Source organism: Streptomyces sp. NPDC005492, assembly GCF_040605995.1.
Classification (GTDB): Bacteria; Actinomycetota; Actinomycetes; order Streptomycetales; family Streptomycetaceae; genus Streptomyces.
Genome location: NZ_JBEXDX010000080.1, coordinates 1 through 20956, shown reverse-complemented (window position 1 = coordinate 20956; position 20956 = coordinate 1). Strand labels below are relative to the sequence as shown.

Here is a 20956-nt window from a genome sequence, read left to right as displayed (position 1 = left end):
GATTTGAACCCGCGGCCTCCACCTTGACAGGGTGGCGAGCACTCCAAACTGCTCCACAGGACCTGGTTTCGCGGCACTTGATGGTGCGTTGTGCTGCGAGATGAGACTGTACAGGAGGGGGCTCGCCTGGTCGAACTCACCCTGTGTGCGGGCGCTGTTACGGTGCGGCGGCGTCGATCGCCTTCACGATGCGCTTGTCGGAGACCGGGTACGCCGTGCCCAGCGCGTGCGCGAAATAGCTGACCCGGAGCTCCTCGATCATCCAGCGGATGTCACGGACGGAGGCGGGCACCGGGCGGCCCTGGGGAAGTTGTTCCAGGAGCCACGCGTACTCGTCCCGCATCTCGTGGACCTTCTCCATGCGCGTGGTGTCCCGCTGGACGCCGGTCGGCATCTGCTGGAGGCGGCGGTCGGCGGCCACCAGGTAGCGCATCAGGTCGGGCAGGCGGCGTATGCCGGCCGCCGTGACGAAGCCGGGCTTCACGAGGGCGTCCAGTTGCGCGCGTACGTCCGCGAGGTTCGCCAGCAGCGCGGGGCTGTGCGCGGCCTTCAGACGGCGCTCACAGGCCTGCCAGGCGGCCAGCACCTGCTGCACCTGACCCACCGCCCGCACCGTGGTGTCGACGATCTCGGCGCGCACCTTCTCGTAGAGCTTCCGGTACGACTCCTCGTCCCAGGCCGGCCCGCCGAAGTCGCCGATGAGTTTGTCGGCGGCGGCCAACGCGCAGTCGTCGAACAGCGCCTGGATCGAACCGTGTGGATTCGCGGACAGCGCGAGCTTCTGTGCGTTCGTGAGCTTTTCGGACGCGAACTTCGCAGGGTTGACCGGGATGTTGCGGACGATCAGCCGGCGCGTGCCCTTCCACATCGCCTCCGCCTGCTCCTCCTCCGTGTCGAAGAGCCGTACGGAGACGGTGTCGCCGTCGTCGACCAGCGCCGGGTACGCCTTCACCGGCTGGCCCGCCCGGCGGGTCTCGAAGACCCGGGTGAGTGTGCCGATCGTCCAGTCGGTCAGGCCCTTGCGCTCCAGGGACTCCCCGCCCTCGCGCTCGGCGGTCGCCGCGGCCGCCTGTGAGATGGCCTGGCGTGCCTTCGGCTTCAACCGGAGCTTCAGCGCCGCCAGATCCTTGTCCTCGGCGAGCTTGCGGCGCCGCTCGTCGACGATCCGGAAGGTGATGAGGAGATGGTCCGGGACCTTCGCCCAGTCGAAGTCGTCGGCGGTGAAGGGGACCCCGACCATGCGCTTCAACTCGCGCGCCATGGTCGTGGTCAACGGCTCCTGGAGCGGCGTCGCCGTCGCCAGGAAGCGCTGGGCGAAGTTCGGGGCCGGTACGTAGTTGCGGCGGATCGGCTTCGGGAGGGAGCGGATCAGCTCCGTCACGACCTCCTCCCGCAGGCCCGGGATCTGCCAGTCGAAGCCCTCGTCCGTGACCTGGTTGAGGACCTGGAGCGGGATGTGGACCGTGACACCGTCGGCGTCCGCGCCCGGCTCGAACTGGTACGTCACCCGGAACTTCAGCCGGCCCTGGTGCCAGGAGTCCGGGTAGTCGGCCTTGCTGATGTCGCCCGCGCGCTCGTTGATGAGCATCGAGCGCTCGAAGTCGAGGAGTTCGGGCTCCTCATGGCGCTTGTGCTTCCACCAGGAGTCGAAGTGGGCGCCGGACACGACGTGTTCGGGCACCCGCTGGTCGTAGAAGTCGAAGAGCGTCTCGTCGTCGACCAGGATGTCCCGGCGCCGGGCGCGATGCTCCAACTCCTCGACCTCGGTGAGGAGTCGGCGGTTGTCGGCGAAGAACTTGTGGTGCGTGCGCCAGTCGCCCTCGACCAGCGCGTTGCGGATGAACAGCTCGCGGGACGCCTCGGGGTCGATGCGGCCGTAGTTCACCTTGCGCTGGGCGATGATCGGGACGCCGTAGAGCGTGACCTTCTCGAAGGCCATCACCGCCGCCTGGTCCTTCTCCCAGTGCGGTTCGCTGTACGTCCGCTTCAGGAGGTGGCCGGCGAGCGGCTCGACCCACTCGGGCTCGATCTTGGCGTTCACGCGCGCCCAGAGGCGCGAAGTCTCCACCAGCTCCGCCGACATGACGAAACGCGGGGTCTTCTTGAAGAGGGCCGAACCTGGGAAGATCGCGAACTTGGCGCTGCGGGCGCCCAGATACTCGTTCTTCGCGCCGTCCTTCACGTCCTTCATGCCGATGTGCGAGAGCAGCCCGGCGAGGAGGGAGACGTGGACGCTCTGCTCGGCCGCGTCCTCCTCGTTGAACTGGATCCCCATCTGCTTGGCGACCGTGCGGAGTTGGCTGTAGATGTCCTGCCACTCGCGGATCCGCAGGAAGTTCAGGTACTCCTGCTTGCACATCCGGCGGAAGGCGGAGGAGCCGCGCTCCTTCTGCTGCTCGCGGATGTACCGCCACAGGTTGAGGAAGGCGAGGAAGTCGCTCGTCTCGTCCCGGAAGCGGGCGTGCTGCTGGTCGGCCTGCGTCTGCTTGTCGGCGGGGCGCTCGCGCGGGTCCTGGATGGAGAGCGCGGCGGCGATCACCATGACCTCGCGGACACAGCCGTTCTTGTCGGCCTCCAGGACCATGCGGGCCAGCCGCGGGTCCACCGGGAGCTGCGCGAGCTTGCGGCCGGTCTGCGTGAGCCGTCGGCGCGGGTCCTTCTCGTCCGGGTCCAACGCGCCCAGTTCCTGGAGGAGTTGGACGCCGTCACGGATGTTGCGGTGGTCCGGCGGATCGATGAACGGGAACTTCTCGATGTCGCCGAGGCCGGCCGCGGTCATCTGGAGGATGACGGAGGCGAGGTTCGTCCGCAGGATCTCGGCGTCGGTGAACTCCGGGCGGGCCTCGAAGTCCTCCTCGGAGTACAGGCGGATGCAGATGCCGTCGGACGTACGGCCGCAACGGCCCTTGCGCTGGTTGGCACTTGCCTGGCTGACCGCCTCGATGGGCAGCCGCTGCACCTTCGTACGGTGGCTGTAGCGGCTGATCCGGGCGAAGCCGGGGTCGATGACGTACTTGATACCCGGGACGGTGAGCGAGGTCTCGGCGACGTTGGTCGCCAGAACGATCCTGCGGCCCGTGTGCTGCTGGAAGACGCGGTGCTGCTCGGCGTGCGACAGCCGGGCGTACAGGGGGAGCACCTCGGTACCCTGCCCATTAGCGCCTCCGGCGCGGGGGTAGTTCTTCTTCACCAGCGCGTCCGCCGTGTCGCGGATCTCCCGCTCACCGGAGAGGAAGACGAGGATGTCGCCCTTGCCCTCGCCCTGGAGCTCCTCGACGGCGTCGCAGATCGCGGTGATCTGGTCGCGGTCGGCGTCCTCGGAGTCGTCTTCGAGGAGCGGGCGGTAGCGGACCTCCACCGGATACGTCCGGCCGCTGACCTCGATGATCGGGGCCTCGCCGAAGTGCCGGGAGAAACGCTCGGGGTCGATGGTCGCCGAGGTGATGACGACCTTCAAGTCGGGTCGCTTGGGCAGCAGTTGGGCCAGATAGCCGAGCAGGAAGTCGATGTTGAGGGATCGCTCGTGGGCCTCGTCGATGATGATCGTGTCGTAGGCGCGCAGTTCGCGGTCGGTCTGGATCTCGGCGAGCAGGATGCCGTCCGTCATCAGCTTGATGAAGGTCGAGTCCTGGTTCACCTGGTCCGTGAAGCGGACCTTCCAGCCGACGGCCTCGCCGAGCGGGGTGTTCATCTCCTCGGCGACGCGCTCGGCGACCGTGCGCGCGGCGATCCGGCGGGGCTGGGTGTGCCCGATCATGCCGCGTACGCCACGGCCGAGTTCGAGGCAGATCTTCGGGATCTGGGTGGTCTTGCCGGAGCCGGTCTCGCCGGCCACGATCACGACCTGGTGATCGCGGATCGCGGCCGCGATGTCGTCCTTCTTCTGGCTGACTGGCAACTGCTCGGGATACGAGATCGCCGGGATACGGCTTCGCCGCTCGGCCATCCGCTCCTCGCCGCGGGCCACCTCGGCCTCGATCTCGGCGAGGACCGCGGCACGGGCCTCCGGCTTACGGATCCTGCGCGCGCCTTCGAGCCTGCGCCCGAGCCGGTGCGCGTCGCGCAGGGTCAGCTCGGTCAGGCGGGGGGCGAGGTCGCCGAGGGCAGGGGCGCCGGGGGCGCCGGGGGCGCCGGGTGCGGAGGCGGGGTGCGTAGACATACGTCGTCCAGGATCTCACCTCGCCGAAATTCCTGGCGAATGGTTTGCCGGGGGCGCCCTCAGGGGCCGGCTACTGCCCGGGGTTCTTCGCGGCCATGGCCTTCGCCGTGTTCGACACCGCCTTGATGCCCAGGTAGGCGGTGGTCAGGCTGGCCATCGCGGTGAAGGCGGAGCTGAGGACGCCGACGATCACCGCACGGTCGCCGTCGAGCTGCCATACGCCGACGACGGCCACCGTGGTGATCGCGAGGTTGCTGCCCACCACCGCGAGCAGTCCGTACCGCGCCCGTATCTTCTCCAGGTCCGTGTCCTGGCCCATCGCGCCCCACCCCATGGCTTTGGCTACGACGAAAGCCCCGTCCCGATGGGACAGGGCTTTCGATCCAGTGGCTGGGGCCGGGGTCGAACCGGCGACCTATCGCTTTTCAGGCGATCGCTCGTACCAACTGAGCTACCCAGCCACGAGGCTTCCGGGGAAACCTCAGCGGTCCTGACGGGATTTGAACCCGCGGCCTCCACCTTGACAGGGTGGCGAGCACTCCAAACTGCTCCACAGGACCAAGCTGTTGTGCGCTTACCGGCGAAGCCAGTGTCGCACACGGTGTTGCGTGCCCCCAACGGGATTCGAACCCGTGCTACCGCCTTGAAAGGGCGGCGTCCTAGGCCGCTAGACGATGAGGGCTATCGGCCCGCCTGGGCGCTTCTCAGCGCGTCGGGGACGTGAGAAGCATATGGGATGGCGGGAGGTATCGCCAAAACGGTTTACGGGGCCGTGGTGGCCGGGGTGGGAGAGGGACTCGGGGACGGGGTGGCGCCGGGCTGCCCGCGGCGGAGCCGCTGATGGATTCAGCCCTTGGGGAGGTGGCGGCTGACCTCCGCCGTGGTCAGACCCAGGCCGCCGAGTTTGATCTCGTCCCAGGCCTGGAGGCGGTGGCTGTCGCGGTCGACGTAGAGGATCGAGGCCTCGATCGGGTCGGGGTACTTGCCCTCCACCGCGCGCAGACCGCTGCCGCCGGTCGAGCCCTCGATGCGCAGGCGGGTGCCGCGCGGCAGGATCTCGTTGCCCTCGTGATGGAGGTGGCCGGCCAGGACGAGGGGGACCTCGCCGTCGGTGTACCTCGCCGCCGAGGGTTCGTGGACCATCGCGATGTCGACGGGGGTGCCCGCGGCCCGCTGGTCGCGGAGAGAGGCGGCGAGCTGGTCGCCGGCGAGTTCCTCCGCCGCGTCGCCGCCGGGGGCGACCGAGCGGTCGGGGGTGAACTGGGGGTCTCCGATGCCCGCGAAGCGCAGCCCCGCGACCGTCTCGGCGCGACCCTCGTCCAGGACGTGCACGTTCTTCATGCGTTGCAGATAGCGCTGGGTGACGAGGGAGTCGTGGTTGCCCCTGACCCAGACGTAGGGGACACCGAGGTCGGCGATCGGGTCCAGGAAGCCGTTCTCGGCGGCCGTGCCGTGGTCCATGGTGTCGCCGGTGTCGACGATCACGTTCACCTTGTACTGCTCCACCAGCGACGCGATGATCTTCCAGCTCGCGGGGTTGAGGTGGATGTCCGAGACGTGCAGCACGCGGATGGTCGTGGGGTCCGGCTGGTAGGCGGGGAGGGTGGACGTGACGTCGTAGAGCTTGGTCACGTTCGTCACCAGGCGGGCCAACTCCTGCTGGTAGACGTCGAATTCGGTGACGATGTTGCGGGCGTTGCCGACCAGTGACGGCGCGGAGGAGAGCAGGCCCGAGAATTTGGGTTCGAGTATCGACTTCGGGTTCCACGTCGCGTACGCGGTCGCTCCGGACGCCGCCAGGAGGGCGAGGGCCAGGCCGCCGGCCGCGAGGGCGCGGCGGGGGCGGCGGTAGACGGCGAGGCCGAGTGTCGTGGCGCCGAGGACCACGGCCGCGCAGGAGCGTACGGCGAGGTCGAGAGTGCCGTGTTCGACGTCGTGGGCGACCTCGTCCTGGAGCCCCGAGATGCGTTCGGGGTGGTCGACGAGGGCCTGGGAGCGTTCCGGGTCGAGCTGGTCGACGTTGACGTCGAGGCGGACCGGGGCGTGGTGGCTGTCCAGGGACAGCGCGCCGAGCGGTGACACGTTGATCTTGGTGCCGCCGACCAGGGACGGGCGCAGGGTCATGGTCGTGTTCATGGGGCCGACCTGGGCCCGTACGTTGCCGACGATCAGCAGGCCGAGCCAGGCCCCGACGATGACGACCAGGACGAGGCCGAGGGCGCGCGGCCAGGGGTGCGGCTGGGGGACGAGTTCGAGGGCTGGGCGGGGACGGCGGGCGCGGTAGGTGCGGGTCAGGGTGCGCTGGGCCCGGCGGAGGCGGTTCAGGGCTGCGGGGACGCTGGCCATTGGTCCCGTATGCCCAAGGTTGGGGACAGGTATGCGGGGCGGTCAGCCCCAGCCGAGTTCGTGCAGGCGTTCGTCGTCGATGCCGAAGTGGTGGGCCACTTCGTGTACGACGGTGACGGCGACCTCCTCCACGACCTCCTCCGGGGTCGCGCAGTGGCGCAGGGTCGGGCCCATGTAGATGGAGATCCGGTCGGGGAGGACCCCGGCGTACCACTCGCCGCGCTCGGTGAGAGGGGTGCCTTCGTAGAGGCCGAGGAGCTCGGGGTCGGAGGCTTCGGGTTCGTCCTCGACGAACACGGCCACGTTGTCCATGACCCGCGTCAGCTCCGGCGGGATCCGGTCCAGGGCCTCGCTCACCAGCTCTTCGAACGCCTCACGTGTCATTTCCAGCACATGCCCATTGTCGGGGACGAACGCGGGTTCGGGGCGGTGGACCGGGGATCAGTGCGGCGACGCGTTCCATCTGCTCGCGCTGGGCGCGCAGGTTCAGGGCGGCCGGGCGGGTGACGAGGTGCCGGGCGCCCGCGGTGACGTACTGACGCAGGCGGGCGGCCACCTGCTCGGCGGTGCCCGCGACGACGGCCTGGATCTTCTCCAGTTCGGGGAGGGGCATGCCGTAGGTGGCGCGGGCGTAGTCGTCGAGTGCCGTACGGGCGGTGGGCGGGTCGTCGTCTATTCGTACGGTGACGAAGAGCGCCGGGGTGATCGCCTCGGGCGCGCGGCCGGCCTCGGTCGCCGCCGCGTGGATGTCGCGGAGGCCTGTCGTGTAGTCGGCGGGGTCGGGCGGGTAGGGGAGCCAGCCGTCGTAGTGGCGGCCGGTGCGGGCCAGGGCCGCCGGGGTGGCGCCGCCGAGCCAGATGGGTGGGCCGGTGGGGCTTGTGGGTCGTAGGGCGGGCGGGAGGTCGGGGAAGTGGTGGAACTCGCCGTGGAAGGAGTCGGCGCCCCGCCACAGCGCTCGCCAGAGGTCGACCGTCTCGTCGAGGCGGGCGAAGCGGCGGGCCCAGGGGACGTCGGAGAGGTCGTAGAAGGGGCGTCCGAAGCGGCCGGGGTAGCCGGCGCCGACCGCGAGGGTGAGGCGGCCGCCGGAGAGGAGGTCGATCGACGCGAGGGACTGGGCGGCCAGGACCGGGCGGCGCAGGAAGGGGAGCAGGGCGCCGGTGCCGAGGGTGACCCGCTCGGTCGTCGGGGCGAGGGCGGCGAGCATGGTCAGGGCTTCGACGCGGGGGCTGATCAGGGAGTCGTTGACGAAGAGGGAGGTGAAGCCGAGGTGTTCGGCGGTGCGGCCGAGGGCGATCAGATCGCGCGGGTCGTCGGCCGGGCCCCATTGGGCGGTTCCGGTCGGGAGCAGTACGCCGATGGCGAAGGTGTCCATGACGGTGATGGTCGTGAGGGGCGGGTATGGCATCAATTCCCGGCGGGGAATGGCCGGTTGGGGTGGGCCGTCGTAGAACTGGGGTGTGGAGTTCTCCCGGGTGCTGCGTGAACGGCGTGCGAGTCGTCGGCTGAGTCAACTGGAGGTGGCGCTGCGGGCCGGTACCACGCAGCGGCATGTCAGCTTTGTCGAGTCGGGGCGGTCGGTGCCGGGGCGGGGCATGGTCGTACGGCTGGCGGAGGCGCTCGAACTGCCGTTGCGGGAGCGGAACGAGCTGTTGCTGGCGGCCGGGTTCGCGCCGGTGTTCCCGGAGAGTTCGCTGGACGATCCGGCGCTGGCTCCGGTGCGGGCGGCGATCGGACACATCCTGCGCGGGCATCTGCCGTATCCGGCGCTGGTCGTGGACCGGGGTGGTCAACTGGTCGCCGCCAACAGCGCGTTCGGGGTGATCACCGAAGGGGCGGCGGCGGAGCTGCTGGGGCCGGGGGCGAACGTGTACCGGCTGGCGCTGCACCCGGACGGGGTCGCGCCGCGCATCCTCAATCTGGCCGAGTGGGCACGGCACATCGTGAACCGGTTGGGCGGATTCCCTGAGCTGCGGGCCGAGTTGGCGGGGTATGTGCCCGAACTTGAGACCAGGGAAGGGCAGTTGGGGTTCGCGGTGCCTTTGCGGCTGCGGTCGTCGTACGGGGAGTTGCGGCTGATGACGACCGTGACGACCTTCGCGACCGCCGTGGACGTGACGCTCGCGGAACTGAAACTGGAGGCGTTCCTGCCGGCGGACGCGGCGACGGCTCAGGCGCTGACGGCTGCCGCCGCGTCCGTGGGGGATCAGGCGCCGGGGATCATGTAGTCGGTCCGGATGCGGCCGTCGGGGTCGAGGACGAGTACTTCCAGCCCGCCGCCGACCACTTCACCACTGCCCACCGCGACCGTGTCCCAGCGGAACTGGACGAGACCGTCCAGGAGGACGGCGTCGGTGCCCGGCCGGAAGGTGAACTCGCCCTTCTCGACGAACTGTTCGTAGCTGCGGGTGACGCGGGTCTCGATGGCGTCGTACCCCTGGGCCCGCAGGGTGGGGTGGTCGAAGCCGAGGCCTGCGGCGATCTCGCGGATCTCGGCGGGCGGTTGGAGGATGTGCGTGCCGTTCTCGGCCCAGAGGCTCTCGATTGCGGTGCGGCGGTGGGTGGGGTCGGGTTCGGTCCACTGGGCGATGTAACGGGCGGCCAGGTCTTGGGGGTTGGTCGCGGTCATCAGTGGCTCCTTCGGGTGCTGCGGTCGGTTCGCGGCCGATCGTGCGGCGGGCGTGGGGAACGGGACAATTCCCGCCGGGGAATGGGCGACGACGGAAGCGGCGGGGGGCGATTCCCGGCCGCCGAGGGGTCGGTAATGGGCGATACGGGCCGGGGCGCGTGTCTTCCGGTGGGCGGCGGGAGTTGAGAGGGGGACTCCTTTTTCCGCCCCCGGAGGTGGCCCCGTGCGCCCCATGTACGTACCCGTCCGTCTGGCCGCCGCGGTCGTCGCCGTCACCGCTGCCGCCGGCTGCATGAGCGTGGGCGACGACGCGGGCGGCGCCGCCAAACCCTCGCACTCCGCCGGGCAGCGGGGCGGTGTGGCGCCGGACGGGGGTTCGGGGGCACCGGGCGGCGGGCTCGGATTCGGTGGTTCGGCGGGAGACGGCAAGCACGGCCACGGCAAGCCGAAACCGGGGGAGTCCGCCTCGGGTTCGGCCTCGCCGTCCGCCCCGGGCGCGGCGAGCCCGTCCGCGTCCAAGGCCCCGAGACCCGGCACGAGCGCCAAGCCGGGGGCACCGACCACACCCGCCCCGCAACCGACCCCGACACGGGCAAGCCCGACACCCGATCCGACCCCGACCGCACAGCCCCCGACCTCCGAACCACCGGTCGCGGAACCCTCGTCCTCGGCCCACCAGGACCCCGCACCCCAGCTGGCGGACCGGGAGCCGGCGCCGGCGGCGGGGTCGCCGGTTTGAGGCGTGCAATGACCCGTGTGCCGTGGCCCGTGTGACCTATGTCAATGAGAGCCGGTTTGCTCTCAGGGGTGGTGGGTGCGTATGGTGGTAGATCGTTTGATCCCATTGCCCGGCGCCACTGCAGAGCGCGCCGTGTGGCGCGTACTCTCCCTTGCCGTGGCGGACCGCATTGAGGCGGTCGATAGCGAATCACGGAGTTGACGGGCGCGTGCCGACGGAGACTCCGGAAGGTTTCGCATTCGCATGTCCATTTCCAGTACTGATCACATCGTCATGCCCGAGAACGAGGGCAACGAGACGGCCGTAGAGGCCACCACCGAGGCAGCTCCCGAGGTCACCTTCGCGTCCCTCGGTCTCCCCGAGGGCATCGTGCGCAAGCTCGCGCAGAACGGTGTGACCGCCCCCTTCCCGATCCAGGCCGCGACCATCCCGGACGCCCTGGCCGGCAAGGACATCCTCGGCCGTGGCCGCACTGGCTCCGGCAAGACCCTCTCCTTCGGTCTGCCGCTGCTGGCGACGCTGTCCGGCGGCCGCACCGAGAAGAAGAAGCCCCGCGGCATCATCCTCACCCCGACCCGCGAGCTGGCGATGCAGGTCGCCGACGCCCTCCAGCCCTACGGCGACGTCCTCGGCCTGAAGATGAAGGTCGTCTGCGGCGGTACGTCCATGGGCAACCAGATCTACGCCCTCGAGCGCGGCGTCGATGTCCTGGTCGCCACCCCCGGCCGCCTGCGCGACATCATCAACCGCGGCGCCTGCTCCCTGGAGGACGTGCGCATCGCCGTCCTCGACGAGGCCGACCAGATGTCCGACCTGGGCTTCCTGCCCGAGGTCACCGAGCTGCTCGACCAGATCCCGGCCGGCGGCCAGCGCATGCTGTTCTCGGCGACCATGGAGAACGAGATCTCCACGCTGGTCAAGCGCTACCTGACCGACGAGGTCACACACGAGGTCGACAGCGCCCAGGGCAACGTCACCACGATGTCCCACCACATCCTCATCGTGAAGCCCAAGGACAAGGCGCCGGTCACCGCCGCGATCGCCTCCCGCAAGGGCCGCACGATCATCTTCGTCCGCACCCAGTTGGGCGCCGACCGCATCGCCGAGCAGCTCCGCGACTCCGGTGTGAAGGCCGACGCGCTGCACGGCGGCATGACGCAGGGCGCCCGTACGCGGACGCTGGCCGACTTCAAGGGGGGTTACGTCAACGCGCTGGTCGCGACCGACGTGGCCGCCCGCGGTATCCATGTCGACGGCATCGACCTGGTCCTGAACGTGGACCCGGCCGGCGACCACAAGGACTACCTGCACCGCGCAGGGCGTACGGCCCGTGCCGGCCGCACCGGCACGGTCGTCTCACTCTCCCTGCCGCACCAGCGCCGCCAGATCTTCCGGCTGATGGAGGACGCGGGCGTCGACGCCGGCCGTCACATCATCAACACCGGTACGGCCTTCGAGCCCGAGGTCGCCGAGATCACCGGCGCCCGTTCGATGACCGAGGTCCAGGCCCAGTCGGCGGGCGACGCGGCGCAGCAGGCCGAGCGTGAGGTCACCCAGCTCACCAAGGAGCTGGAGCGGGCCACCCGCCGCGCCGCCGAGCTGCGCGAGGAGTCCGACCGCCTGATCGCCCGCGCCGCCCGTGAGCGTGGCGAGGACCCGGAGGTGGCGCTCGCCGAGGCCGCCGCCGTGGCCGAGGCCGTGGCGACAGAGCAGCCGGCCGTCGTCGCCGAGGCGCCGGTCCGCGAGGAGAACTCCTCCTACGACCGTCCGCGTCAGCAGCGCGACGAGCGCGGCAACTACGAGCGCCGTGACCGTCGTGACGACCGCCGTGACGGTGACCGTCCCTCGGGCGGCGGCTTCCGTCGCGACGACCGCCGTGACGACCGTCCGTCCGGTGGTTTCCGCCGCGACGACCGTCGGGACGACCGCGGTGGCCGTTCCTTCGACCGTCGTGACGACCGCCCCTCCGGTGGCTTCCGTCGTGACAACGACCGTCCGTCGGGTGGTTTCCGTCGCGACGACCGCCCGTCCGGCGGCTTCAACAACGACCGTGGCGGCCGTTCTTTCGACCGTCGTGACAACGACCGTCCCTCGGGCGGCTTCCGCCGTGACGACCGTGGCGGCAACGACCGTCGTGACGGTGACCGAGGCGGCCGTTCCTTCGACCGTCGTGACGACCGTCCGTCCGGTGGTTTCCGTCGCGACGACCGCCGTGACGGTGACCGTCCCTCGGGTGGCGGCTTCCGTCGCGACGACCGTCCCGCGACCGGCCACCGGGGCAGCGACCGCCCGTTCAACCGTGACCGCCAGGGCGACCGCCCGGGCTTCCGTACCGGCGGCCACGACCGCCCGTACGGCCACCGCGGCACGACCGGCACGGGCACCGGCACCGGTTCCTTCGGCCGCCGCGACGACAAGCCCCGCTGGAAGCGCAACGGCTGACGTCGGATGACGTAGCAAGGCAGTGAGATGGCCCCCGCCCGGGATCGGGCGGGGGCCATTTTTGTGCGTTCTTGGCTGTGTGTTGACTGTATGATCAGCCGACTTCTATGGGGTTCAGGTCTGTTTCCGGGGGGAAACCGTGGTTCGTCGTGCCTTCGTGGGCATCGCCGTCTCGTCCGTACTCGCCGCCGGGCTGAGCCCGCTGCTGGTGACACCCGCGTCCGCCGTCGGGGCGGCGCAGGAGACCGTCGTACCGGCCGCGTTGCGCGGTACGAACCTGTCGGCCACGCTGCTCGCGACCGCGAGCCACGGCGGCCACGACGGCGCCGGGGCGCAGGGTGTCTTCAACCGGGTGGAGGGCAACTCCGCGCTGCTGTGGACGCGTTACTCGGACGGGGAGTCGACGCCCGTGCCGGTGCGGGCCGGGGTGGTCGCGCGGGCCACCGACACCGATGTCCTCGCCTACCAGTACAGCGACGGCCGGGTCGAGTTCTGGGACGCGACCGACGGCACCACCCGTACCCTCCAGGTCCCGGCGGGCCTCGGCGTCCTCACCTCCTTCGACAACCTGACCGTCGGCTACCGCAACGCCACCGCCGAGGACGGCACCAGCACGCGGATCCTGCGGCTGCTCACCCCGGGCCCCGACGGAACCACCCGGGACGTGGCCGTCGCGGGCGGTCCCGCGGGCCTGACGTTCGGGCTGCCGGCCGGCGCGGACGCCACGGACGTGTTCTTCCGTTCCTCGCTGGGCGGACAGCAGGTGCTGGTCGCCGTCGACCGGGAGACCGGACAGGTGCGCGGCGTGACCGGCGCGCTGCCCCTCGGGTACACCGGTGTGGCGGTCACGCGGAACCATGTCGTCGTCTTCGCCTACGACAAGGCCAAGGTGCTGGCCTTCTCGCGCGCCGACCTGTCGGCGGCCCCGGCCGAGATCGTGCTGAAGGGCGTCGCCGACGGGGTGAACGCCACGCACGACCTGGCCGTCGTAGGGGACTGGCTGGTCAACGGTGTCGGCACGGTGACGGCCCAGCCGATCGCGGGCGGCGACTCCGTGACCCTCATGCCGTCCTCGTCCTTCGGGATCGCGGTCGGCCCGGACGGCACCGCCGTGAAGATCGGCCGCACCACGAGCGACGACTGGGGCATCCAGCGCATCCAGCCGGGCCCCGACGGCACCCCGGTCGTCACCCAGGTCAGAGCATTGCCCAAGCCCACGGTCCCGATCCAGGGACTGGCCCTGGAGCAGGGGCGGCTGCTCGTCGCCGACGAGAGCCGCAGCGGATACCGCGACGACTATGTACGGACGGTCGCCGCGACCGGCACGCCCACGTTCGGCGAACGTTCCTCCTACGACGGCACCACCCCCACCCTCGGCACCTGCCCGGTGACCGAGGTCGGCTGCTCGCAGGTGCACGGCACGGCCGACAACCGTGCCGCCTGGCTGGTGAAGGGCACGGGCGCGAGCGACTCGCTCATCGTCAACGGCCCCGCCGCGTACGGCTATTGGAGCCGCGCGGTGCCCGCCGGCGGCCGGATCACCGACATCTCGGGCCGGTACCTGATCCACACCGCCCCGACCGCGCAGACCGTCTACCGGATCGGCGACGACGGCAACCCGGCGCTCACCCGCACCCCCGGCGCCGCCGCCCTCTCCGGCGACACCCTGTGGACCCCGGGCACCACCCCCGGCACCCTCACGGCGTACAACCTCACCACCAGGAAGACCACCGAGACCCTCACCACCGACGCCGGCTGCGCGCCCACCGAACTGCGGGCCAACGGCCGCTGGCTGTACTGGAGTTGTGCCGACGGCACGGCGGGCGTGTACGACCGTACGGCGAAGAGGTCCGTGCGGGCCCCGGCCGGTGAGGCGGAGCTGGGCGACGGATTCGTCGTCACGCACGACAAGGCGGCCGGACAACTGGTCCTCACGACCGTCGCGGACGGCACCCCCGTGAGCCGGGTGATCGGCGCGCTGCCCGACACCGGGATCTCGCAGCGCGAGGTGCGTTGGACGGTCGACGCGTCGACCGGGAACGTGGCCTACGTCGACGACCAGGAGCGCGTCCACCTCGTACCGACCGGCGTGCCCCAGCAGCCGCTGCGCCTGCTGGCCCCGGCCGCCTCGGCGTCCATCCTCGTCGCGCCGGAGTTCGACGAGACACCGCCCACCCTGACCACCCTGCTGCTGTCGAAGCCGGCCGCGACCTGGCGGCTGACCGTGCGCAGCCGCGCCACCGGCAAGGTCGTGGACACCCGGGACGGCGGCGAGACGCGCGGACAACTCGCGGTGGGCTGGTCCGGCACGGACAGCAAGGGCGCGTTCCTGACGGACGGCCCCTACGACTGGACGGTGTCCGTCACCCCGGCCGACGGCGTCGGCGCCCCGGTCACGGTGAGCGGCACGGTCACGCTCCTCGGCGCCGCACCGGCCCGCCACGACCACATCGGCAACGACTCCTTCGGCGACCTGCTCACCCTCACCTCCTCGGGCACGCTGGGCTTCCGGCAGAGCTCGGGCAAGGGCACGTTCTCGGTGAACCTCGGCACCAGCACCGGCTGGACGACGGTCAACAAGGCAGTCCCCTTCGGTGACTTGAGCGGCGACCGCTGCAACGACGTCCTGGTCAGGCTGACCAGCGGCGCCCTGCGCGCGTACAAGCCGGGCTGCGGGGCGGCGCTGAAGCCGTCGACGCCCTACACGTCCCTGGGCACCAGCGGCTGGAACCAGTACGACGTGCTGACGGCCCCCGGCGACATCAGCGGCGACGGCCTCCCGGACCTGATCGCGCGGAGCGCGTCGACCGGCACGGTCTACCTCTACAAGGGCACGGCCGAGGGCAAGTTGTCGGCGCGGGTGAAGCTGTACGCCGACTGGAAGACGTACAAGAAGGTCATCGGTGTCGGTGACCTCAACGGCGACGGCGTCGGCGACCTGCTGGCACAGGACAAGGCGAACAACCTGTACCGCTACTACGGCACCGGCAAGGGCACGTTCGGGGCGCGCGTGAAGCTGTTCACGGCGTGGGGCGGGTCGTACGACACGGTCGTCGGGGTCGGGGACATCACCGGGGACGGGAAGGCGGACCTGGTCGAGCGGGACTCGGCGGGGAACCTGTTCCGCAACAGCGGTGACGGGAAGGGGTCGTTCGGGGCGCGGGTGAAGGTCTCGGGCGGGTGGCAGGGCTACAAGGGCGTTTTCTAGCCACATCGAGTCCTTATCGAGTCCTTAGGTGACGCATGTCACGTCCCCGGTGAGGGAATCGCTGGGGGCATGACAGATGACGCCATAGCGAGTGGGCTGTCAAAGGGAGACCCAGCAGGTCTCTCCGACGAAGAACGGCTTGCCCAGCTCGGCTACACGCAGGTTCTGGCCCGCCGCATGTCGGCGTTCTCCAACTACGCGGTCTCCTTCACGATCATCTCGGTCCTGTCGGGCTGCCTGACGCTGTACCTGTTCGGCATGAACACGGGCGGCCCGGCCGTGATCATGTGGGGCTGGGTCGCCGTAGGCCTGATGACGCTGTTCGTCGGCCTGTCGATGGCCGAGATCTGCTCGGCCTACCCGACCTCGGCGGGCCTGTACTTCTGGGCCCACCGCCTGGCGCCGCCACGCACGGCCGCCGCCTGGGCGTGGTTCACCGGCTGGTTCAACGTCCTCGGCCAGGTCGCGGTGACCGCGGGCATCGACTTCGGCGCGGCCTCCTTCCTCGGGGCCTACCTGAACCTCCAGTTCGACTTCAAGGTCACCCCCGGCCGCACGGTGCTCCTGTTCGCCGCGATCCTGATCCTCCACGGCCTGCTGAACACGTTCGGCGTCCGCATCGTCGCGTTGCTGAACAGCGTGAGCGTGTGGTGGCACGTGCTGGGCGTCGGCGTGATCGTCGGCGCGCTGACCTTCGTCCCCGACCACCACCAGTCGACGAGCTTCGTCTTCACGAAGTTCGTGAACCACACGGGCTGGGGCAGCGGTGTGTACGTAGTCCTCCTGGGCCTGCTCATGGCGCAGTACACCTTCACCGGCTACGACGCCTCGGCCCACATGACGGAGGAGACACACGACGCGTCGACGGCGGGCCCCAAGGGCATCGTGCGCTCCATCTGGACGTCATGGATAGCCGGCTTCGTCCTCCTGCTGGGCTTCACGTACGCGATCCAGTCGTACGACAAGGAGTTGGGCTCGGCGACGGGCGCACCCCCGGCCCAGATCCTGTTGGACGCGCTGGGAGCGACCGCGGGCAAGCTGCTGCTCCTGGTGGTGATCGGCGCGCAGTTGTTCTGCGGGATGGCGTCCGTGACGGCCAACAGCCGCATGATCTACGCCTTCTCACGCGACGGCGCGCTGCCCTTCTCGCACGTCTGGCACACGGTGAGCCCGCGCACCCGGACACCGGTCGCGGCGGTGTGGCTGGCGGCGGCGGGAGCGCTGGTCCTCGGCCTCCCCTACCTGATCAATGTGACGGCGTACGCGGCGGTCACGTCCATCGCCGTGATCGGCCTCTACATCGCGTACGTCATCCCGACCCTGCTCCGGCTCGGCAAGGGCGACGACTTCCAGCGGGGGCCGTGGCACCTGGGCCGGTGGTCGCGGCTGATCGGGGTGGTGTCGGTGATCTGGGTGGCCGTGATCACGGTGCTGTTCATGCTGCCGCAGGTCTCGCCGGTCACATGGGAGTCCTTCAACTACGCGCCGGTGGCGGTGTTGGTGGTGCTGGGCTTCGCGGCGATCTGGTGGCAGGCGTCGGCCCGACACTGGTTCCTGAACCCGGAACATGCCCGCACGAAGGCGCGGGTGGCGGCGCGGGCGGGGGCTCCCGAACCGGTAGATCCGTAACACTCCGGAACAGTCCGGACCTGTCGGAACCCCTGTGTCCGGCCCCGCTCGCACCTTGTTCACACTCTGTTCCAGCGTCCGGCGCGGCCGTGTCCCCGATACCCGATCGGAGACACGGCCACCTCCCGCTATGCTCGGGGAGGCAACATCGCCTGGGCCCTTAGCTCAATTGGCAGAGCAGTGGACTTTTAATCCATTGGTTGTGGGTTCGAGTCCCACAGGGCCTACGGGTGGTGGGCGGGGGGTACGCCCTCTGACCTGCTACGCAGCGCCTGAGTCGGCTTCGGTCGAGTCGGGCGCTGCTTCGTTTTCGAGGTCAAGGTGATGGGGGAGTGCCGGAGCGCTTCCTTCACCGTGTGGATGTCGCCGCCTCCTCCGTGCGTGAGCGTCGCGGCGACGTGGCGCAGGTCCCGCAGGGTGATGGGCGGCAGGTCGGTCGTGGCGGCTTTGTGGTCGCGCAGCTCGGCGATGGTCGAGCGCGATCGTGTTCGCGCTGCCGTCGTCTCGGGCTCGGACTCTTAGGGGTCCCAGCCGTCGACCAGGATCTCCTTGGTGGGGGTGACGAGGCCGCGACGGCATCGGTCAGGGCTGCGGCGTCGCGGAGGGCGGTGTTGGGCCGGGCATGCACTCGTGCTGCATCACAGGTCACGTGACCCCTGTTGAATTCGGTCTTGCGGACCTCTGCGAACGTCCCGGAACGTTGCGCTGTGAGTGAGTCAATAACTGTGCTTGTGAGGTCAGAGTTTGGCGGACCATACAGCGAGAGTTTTTGTCGCAACGGGCGGAGTGGAATTATTTAACGTACGCAGGCTGTGTCGGCATGCTACGGTTCATCTCAGTTGCAGTTTTGGTTCCCGAGACTTCAAGTGCTCCCGCTCGATTTCGGTCGAGGAGAGCGCTTTTGTATTTCCGGTTTTTTCCGGGCGGGGCAATTATTGCGGCGACACGGCGTCCGCACAGTGCGGAGCCGATGCACTGCCCCTAAGGAGATATGACATGGCTGCTGGTACCGTGAAGTGGTTCAATGCGGAAAAGGGCTTCGGCTTCATCGAGCAGGATGGCGGCGGCGCTGACGTGTTCGCCCACTACTCGAACATCGCCGCCCAGGGTTTCCGCGAGCTGCTGGAGGGCCAGAAGGTGACCTTCGACATCGCGCAGGGCCAGAAGGGCCCGACGGCCGAGAATATCGTTCTGGCCTGACTCTGACGCGCACTTGGTAGCTGGGGCCCGCATCCTTCGGGGTGCGGGCCCCAGCTACAGGTGTTTTCGGCGGCAGTTTCCCGTGAGGGACGGCTTTCCGCCGGTCGGATCTGCTTTCTTTTACCCTTTACCTTTTGCCTTTTGTAATCGGTCCATACTTGTGGTTCTCCGTGCTGCTCAAACGCTGCGGGAATTCCTTGATATGCACCACATCGAGGAAGGTTCCGCATGAACCGCACACGTACGAACGACCGCTTTGCCCGCACCCGCTTCGGCTCTCCGGCACCGCGCCGTTCCGGCGGTTACGGCCGTCGGCCCGCCGCGGTGCAGGGTGAGTTCGCGCTCCCCGAGACGATCACCCCCGCGCTGCCCGCTGTCGAGGGTTTCGCCGATCTCGACATGCCCGAGCAGCTACTGGCCGAACTCGGCCGACAGGGTGTGAGCGCACCTTTTCCGATCCAAGGCGCGACGCTGCCGAACACTTTGGCGGGCCGTGACGTTCTGGGCCGCGGACGCACCGGTTCCGGTAAGACCCTCGCCTTCGGACTCGCCCTGCTCGCCCGCACGGCCGGACAGCGTGCCGAGCCCCGCCAGCCGCTGGGGCTGATCCTCGTACCGACGCGTGAGCTGGCGCAGCAGGTGACCGACGCACTTACTCCGTACGCCCGCTCCGTCAGGCTGCGACTGGCCACCGTGGTGGGCGGGATGTCGATCGGCAGGCAGGCCGGCGCGCTGCGAGGCGGAGCCGAGGTGGTCGTCGCGACCCCGGGCCGGCTCAAGGACCTCATCGACCGCGGCGACTGCCGTCTGAACCAGGTGGGCATCACGGTGCTGGACGAGGCCGACCAGATGGCCGACATGGGCTTCATGCCGCAGGTCACCGCCCTGCTCGACCAGGTGCGTCCGGAGGGGCAGCGGATGCTGTTCTCCGCCACCCTGGACCGTAACGTCGACCTGCTGGTGCGCCGGTACCTGACCGACCCCGTCGTGCATTCGGTCGACCCGTCGGCCGGTGCGGTCACGACGATGGAGCACCATGTGCTGCATGTCCACGGTGCCGACAAGCAGGCCGCCACGACCGAGATCGCCGCCCGTGAGGGACGGGTGATCATGTTCCTGGACACCAAGCACGCTGTCGACCGGTTGACCGAGGACCTCCTCAACAGCGGGGTACGGGCCGCCGCGCTGCACGGCGGCAAGTCGCAGCCGCAGCGCACCCGCACACTGGCGCAGTTCAAGACGGGCCACGTCAGCGTGCTGGTGGCGACCAATGTGGCGGCGCGCGGCATCCACGTCGACAACCTCGACCTCGTCGTCAACGTCGACCCGCCGACCGACCACAAGGACTACCTCCACCGCGGTGGCCGTACCGCCCGTGCCGGCGAGTCCGGCCGCGTCGTCACCCTTGTCACACCGAGCCAGCGCCGCGGGATGGTCCGCCTCATGTCGGATGCCGGGATCCGGCCGCAGACCACCCAGATCCGCTCGGGTGACGAAGCCCTGCACCGGATCACCGGCGCCCAGACCCCGTCCGGCATCCCGGTCGTCATCGCCGCACCGGTGTCCGAACGCCCCAAGCGCAGCGCCACCTCCCGGGGCCGGCGCCGCCCTTCTTCGGCAACCCGTCGTGCGCCCGCGCGCCAGACCGTCTTCGATACGGCGGCGTAGAACCTTCGTGATCAGGAAGCTGACCCATCTCTGCAGGAGGCACCTTTTGACGCTGGTTCAGATGCAGCCCCACCCGATGAACGCAGGCCCCGTGCACACGACGGTGACCGAGGTCATGGACGCGGACGGACCGCAGGTCTGGGACGACATGAGCGTCGAGGTGGCGCTGTCCGTCATGGCCGCCGCCCGCACGGGCCGGCTGGTCGTCTGCGACCAGGACGGCCAGTGCACCGGCCTGGTCACCCGGACCGAACTCACCGCTGTGCGCGACAGTTCCGCATACACGGACCGCGTCCGACTGCGCGACATCCTCGGTGACCGCCGGTCATTCACGTCACCCGTGATGACGATGGCCGAAGCCGAGTACTCGATGCGCTCCCGCCGGCTCGGTGCCCTTCCGGCGGTCGACGGTCGAAGCAGAGCCCTGGGCGTCCTCGAGCTCTCCCGCTGATCCGCCTCACCCTGGTCGGACCGTTCTCCCCTTCACTCTGTGAGGCTCCATGCGCTGCGTCATCGCCCGTTTCCCCTTCGAACTCACCAAGAGCGGTGTGCTGGAATCGATGAAGGGCATCAAGCCCGAGCAGGTCATGGGTGAGTCCGTGATCATCGGCCGCCGTCGCTACCCCGTCAAGCAGGTCGGCCAGGTCGTGACCCGCCAGGACCGCCGTGACTTCAGCGCCGACGAAGTCCTCCGGGCGATGACCAGGCTCGGCTTCACCTGCCGTGCCCTCCCCTCGGCCGTACCCGTAGGCATCCACGACCCGCTCCGGCACGCTTCCGCGATGCTCGGCACTCCCATGTCTGTCTGACCGACGCAACAGGTACGAGCCGACCCCCGAACAGCAGTGGGCCCGGCCGGCGCAAGCCGGCCGGGCCCACTGTGTGTGACCGGTTTCCGTCGCCGTGGTCGCTCAGTGGTCGGAGTAGCTGAAGTCGCCC

Annotated in this window: 14 protein-coding genes, 4 tRNA genes and 2 pseudogenes; 10 read left to right on the top strand and 10 right to left on the bottom strand. The window is 69.7% G+C overall.

Features of this window, described 5'->3' with window-relative positions; translation table 11 throughout:
- Nucleotides 1–157 precede the first annotated feature (157 nt).
- The 8 genes and pseudogenes from hrpA to ABZT04_RS44385 all read right to left on the bottom strand — a co-directional run bounded on the left by hrpA (nucleotide 158) and on the right by ABZT04_RS44385 (nucleotide 7877).
- Entirely contained in the window at nucleotides 158–4159 is a 4002-nt protein-coding gene (hrpA, locus tag ABZT04_RS44420) for an ATP-dependent RNA helicase HrpA (protein WP_356065978.1), read from the bottom strand.
- Nucleotides 4160–4229: 70 nt separating this feature from the next.
- Complete coding sequence (locus tag ABZT04_RS44415; RefSeq protein ID WP_356065975.1) at nucleotides 4230–4478, bottom strand: hypothetical protein; 249 nt, start codon at nucleotides 4476–4478, stop codon at nucleotides 4230–4232.
- A gap of 68 nt (nucleotides 4479–4546) precedes the next feature.
- Nucleotides 4547–4620, bottom strand: a tRNA-Phe gene (locus ABZT04_RS44410).
- Nucleotides 4621–4644: 24 nt separating this feature from the next.
- Nucleotides 4645–4719, bottom strand: a tRNA-Asp gene (locus ABZT04_RS44405).
- Nucleotides 4720–4768: 49 nt separating this feature from the next.
- A tRNA-Glu gene (locus tag ABZT04_RS44400) sits at nucleotides 4769–4841 on the bottom strand.
- Nucleotides 4842–4921: 80 nt separating this feature from the next.
- A pseudogene (locus tag ABZT04_RS44395) lies at nucleotides 4922–6505 on the bottom strand (metallophosphoesterase).
- Between the two features lie 42 nt (nucleotides 6506–6547).
- Entirely contained in the window at nucleotides 6548–6898 is a 351-nt protein-coding gene (locus tag ABZT04_RS44390) for a metallopeptidase family protein (protein ID WP_356065973.1), read from the bottom strand.
- Nucleotides 6879–7877, bottom strand: a complete 999-nt coding sequence (locus ABZT04_RS44385) for an LLM class flavin-dependent oxidoreductase (RefSeq protein WP_356065970.1) — start codon at nucleotides 7875–7877, stop codon at nucleotides 6879–6881. The genes ABZT04_RS44390 and ABZT04_RS44385 overlap by 20 nt, the downstream gene beginning before the upstream one ends.
- An 85-nt stretch (nucleotides 7878–7962) precedes the next feature.
- On the opposite strand from ABZT04_RS44385, the gene ABZT04_RS44380 reads away from it, so the two are divergent.
- A complete protein-coding gene (locus ABZT04_RS44380; protein WP_356065968.1) occupies nucleotides 7963–8730 on the top strand; it encodes a helix-turn-helix domain-containing protein in 768 nt (255 codons plus the stop codon).
- Here ABZT04_RS44380 and ABZT04_RS44375 read toward each other — a convergent pair.
- Nucleotides 8709–9131, bottom strand: coding sequence for a hypothetical protein (locus ABZT04_RS44375; RefSeq protein ID WP_356065965.1), 423 nt, complete (start codon nucleotides 9129–9131; stop codon nucleotides 8709–8711). The two genes, ABZT04_RS44380 and ABZT04_RS44375, sit on opposite strands and share 22 nt — an antisense overlap.
- A 232-nt stretch (nucleotides 9132–9363) precedes the next feature.
- Between ABZT04_RS44375 and ABZT04_RS44370 the strand changes: the two genes are divergently transcribed.
- The 5 genes from ABZT04_RS44370 (at nucleotide 9364) to ABZT04_RS44350 (ending at nucleotide 17376) form a co-directional block, all read left to right on the top strand.
- Complete coding sequence (locus ABZT04_RS44370; protein WP_356065963.1) at nucleotides 9364–9870, top strand: hypothetical protein; 507 nt, start codon at nucleotides 9364–9366, stop codon at nucleotides 9868–9870.
- Between the two features lie 243 nt (nucleotides 9871–10113).
- Nucleotides 10114–12312, top strand: a complete 2199-nt coding sequence (locus ABZT04_RS44365) for a DEAD/DEAH box helicase (RefSeq protein WP_356065960.1) — start codon at nucleotides 10114–10116, stop codon at nucleotides 12310–12312.
- A 139-nt stretch (nucleotides 12313–12451) separates the two neighbouring features.
- Complete coding sequence (locus ABZT04_RS44360) at nucleotides 12452–15520, top strand: VCBS repeat-containing protein (RefSeq protein ID WP_356065957.1); 3069 nt, start codon at nucleotides 12452–12454, stop codon at nucleotides 15518–15520.
- A 69-nt stretch (nucleotides 15521–15589) separates the two neighbouring features.
- Nucleotides 15590–17149 carry an amino acid permease gene (locus ABZT04_RS44355; RefSeq protein WP_356065954.1) on the top strand — a complete coding sequence of 520 codons (1560 nt, stop codon included), beginning with the start codon at nucleotides 15590–15592 and terminating at the stop codon, nucleotides 17147–17149.
- Between the two features lie 154 nt (nucleotides 17150–17303).
- Nucleotides 17304–17376: transfer RNA gene (locus ABZT04_RS44350), tRNA-Lys, on the top strand.
- A gap of 78 nt (nucleotides 17377–17454) precedes the next feature.
- Here the strand turns inward: ABZT04_RS44350 and ABZT04_RS44345 are convergent.
- A pseudogene (locus ABZT04_RS44345) lies at nucleotides 17455–17718 on the bottom strand (site-specific integrase); the annotation flags it as partial.
- Nucleotides 17719–18145: 427 nt separating this feature from the next.
- On the opposite strand from ABZT04_RS44345, the gene ABZT04_RS44340 reads away from it, so the two are divergent.
- The 4 genes from ABZT04_RS44340 (at nucleotide 18146) to ABZT04_RS44325 (ending at nucleotide 20826) form a co-directional block, all read left to right on the top strand.
- On the top strand, nucleotides 18146–18349 hold the full coding sequence (locus ABZT04_RS44340) for a cold-shock protein (protein WP_014145516.1): 204 nt from the start codon (nucleotides 18146–18148) through the stop codon (nucleotides 18347–18349).
- A 228-nt stretch (nucleotides 18350–18577) separates the two neighbouring features.
- A complete protein-coding gene (locus ABZT04_RS44335; protein ID WP_356065949.1) occupies nucleotides 18578–20017 on the top strand; it encodes a DEAD/DEAH box helicase in 1440 nt (479 codons plus the stop codon).
- A gap of 46 nt (nucleotides 20018–20063) precedes the next feature.
- Nucleotides 20064–20468: a CBS domain-containing protein gene (locus ABZT04_RS44330; RefSeq protein ID WP_356065946.1), complete on the top strand. Its 405-nt coding sequence runs from the start codon at nucleotides 20064–20066 to the stop codon at nucleotides 20466–20468.
- Between the two features lie 49 nt (nucleotides 20469–20517).
- The gene (locus ABZT04_RS44325) at nucleotides 20518–20826 is read left to right on the top strand and encodes an SCO5918 family protein (protein ID WP_356065943.1); all 309 of its coding nucleotides are present in this window, start codon (nucleotides 20518–20520) and stop codon (nucleotides 20824–20826) included.
- Nucleotides 20827–20956 lie beyond the last annotated feature (130 nt).

Coding starts and splice junctions, on each gene's coding strand:
- ABZT04_RS44365 (WP_356065960.1), top strand. CDS start 10,114: ATGTCCATTTCCAGTACTGATCACATCGTCATGCCCGAGAACGAGGGC.
- ABZT04_RS44355 (WP_356065954.1), top strand. CDS start 15,590: ATGACAGATGACGCCATAGCGAGTGGGCTGTCAAAGGGAGACCCAGCA.
- ABZT04_RS44375 (WP_356065965.1), bottom strand. CDS start 9,131: ATGACCGCGACCAACCCCCAAGACCTGGCCGCCCGTTACATCGCCCAG.
- ABZT04_RS44325 (WP_356065943.1), top strand. CDS start 20,518: ATGCGCTGCGTCATCGCCCGTTTCCCCTTCGAACTCACCAAGAGCGGT.
- ABZT04_RS44370 (WP_356065963.1), top strand. CDS start 9,364: ATGTACGTACCCGTCCGTCTGGCCGCCGCGGTCGTCGCCGTCACCGCT.
- ABZT04_RS44415 (WP_356065975.1), bottom strand. CDS start 4,478: ATGGGCCAGGACACGGACCTGGAGAAGATACGGGCGCGGTACGGACTG.
- ABZT04_RS44385 (WP_356065970.1), bottom strand. CDS start 7,877: ATGGACACCTTCGCCATCGGCGTACTGCTCCCGACCGGAACCGCCCAA.
- hrpA (WP_356065978.1), bottom strand. CDS start 4,159: ATGTCTACGCACCCCGCCTCCGCACCCGGCGCCCCCGGCGCCCCCGGC.
- ABZT04_RS44340 (WP_014145516.1), top strand. CDS start 18,146: ATGGCTGCTGGTACCGTGAAGTGGTTCAATGCGGAAAAGGGCTTCGGC.
- ABZT04_RS44335 (WP_356065949.1), top strand. CDS start 18,578: ATGAACCGCACACGTACGAACGACCGCTTTGCCCGCACCCGCTTCGGC.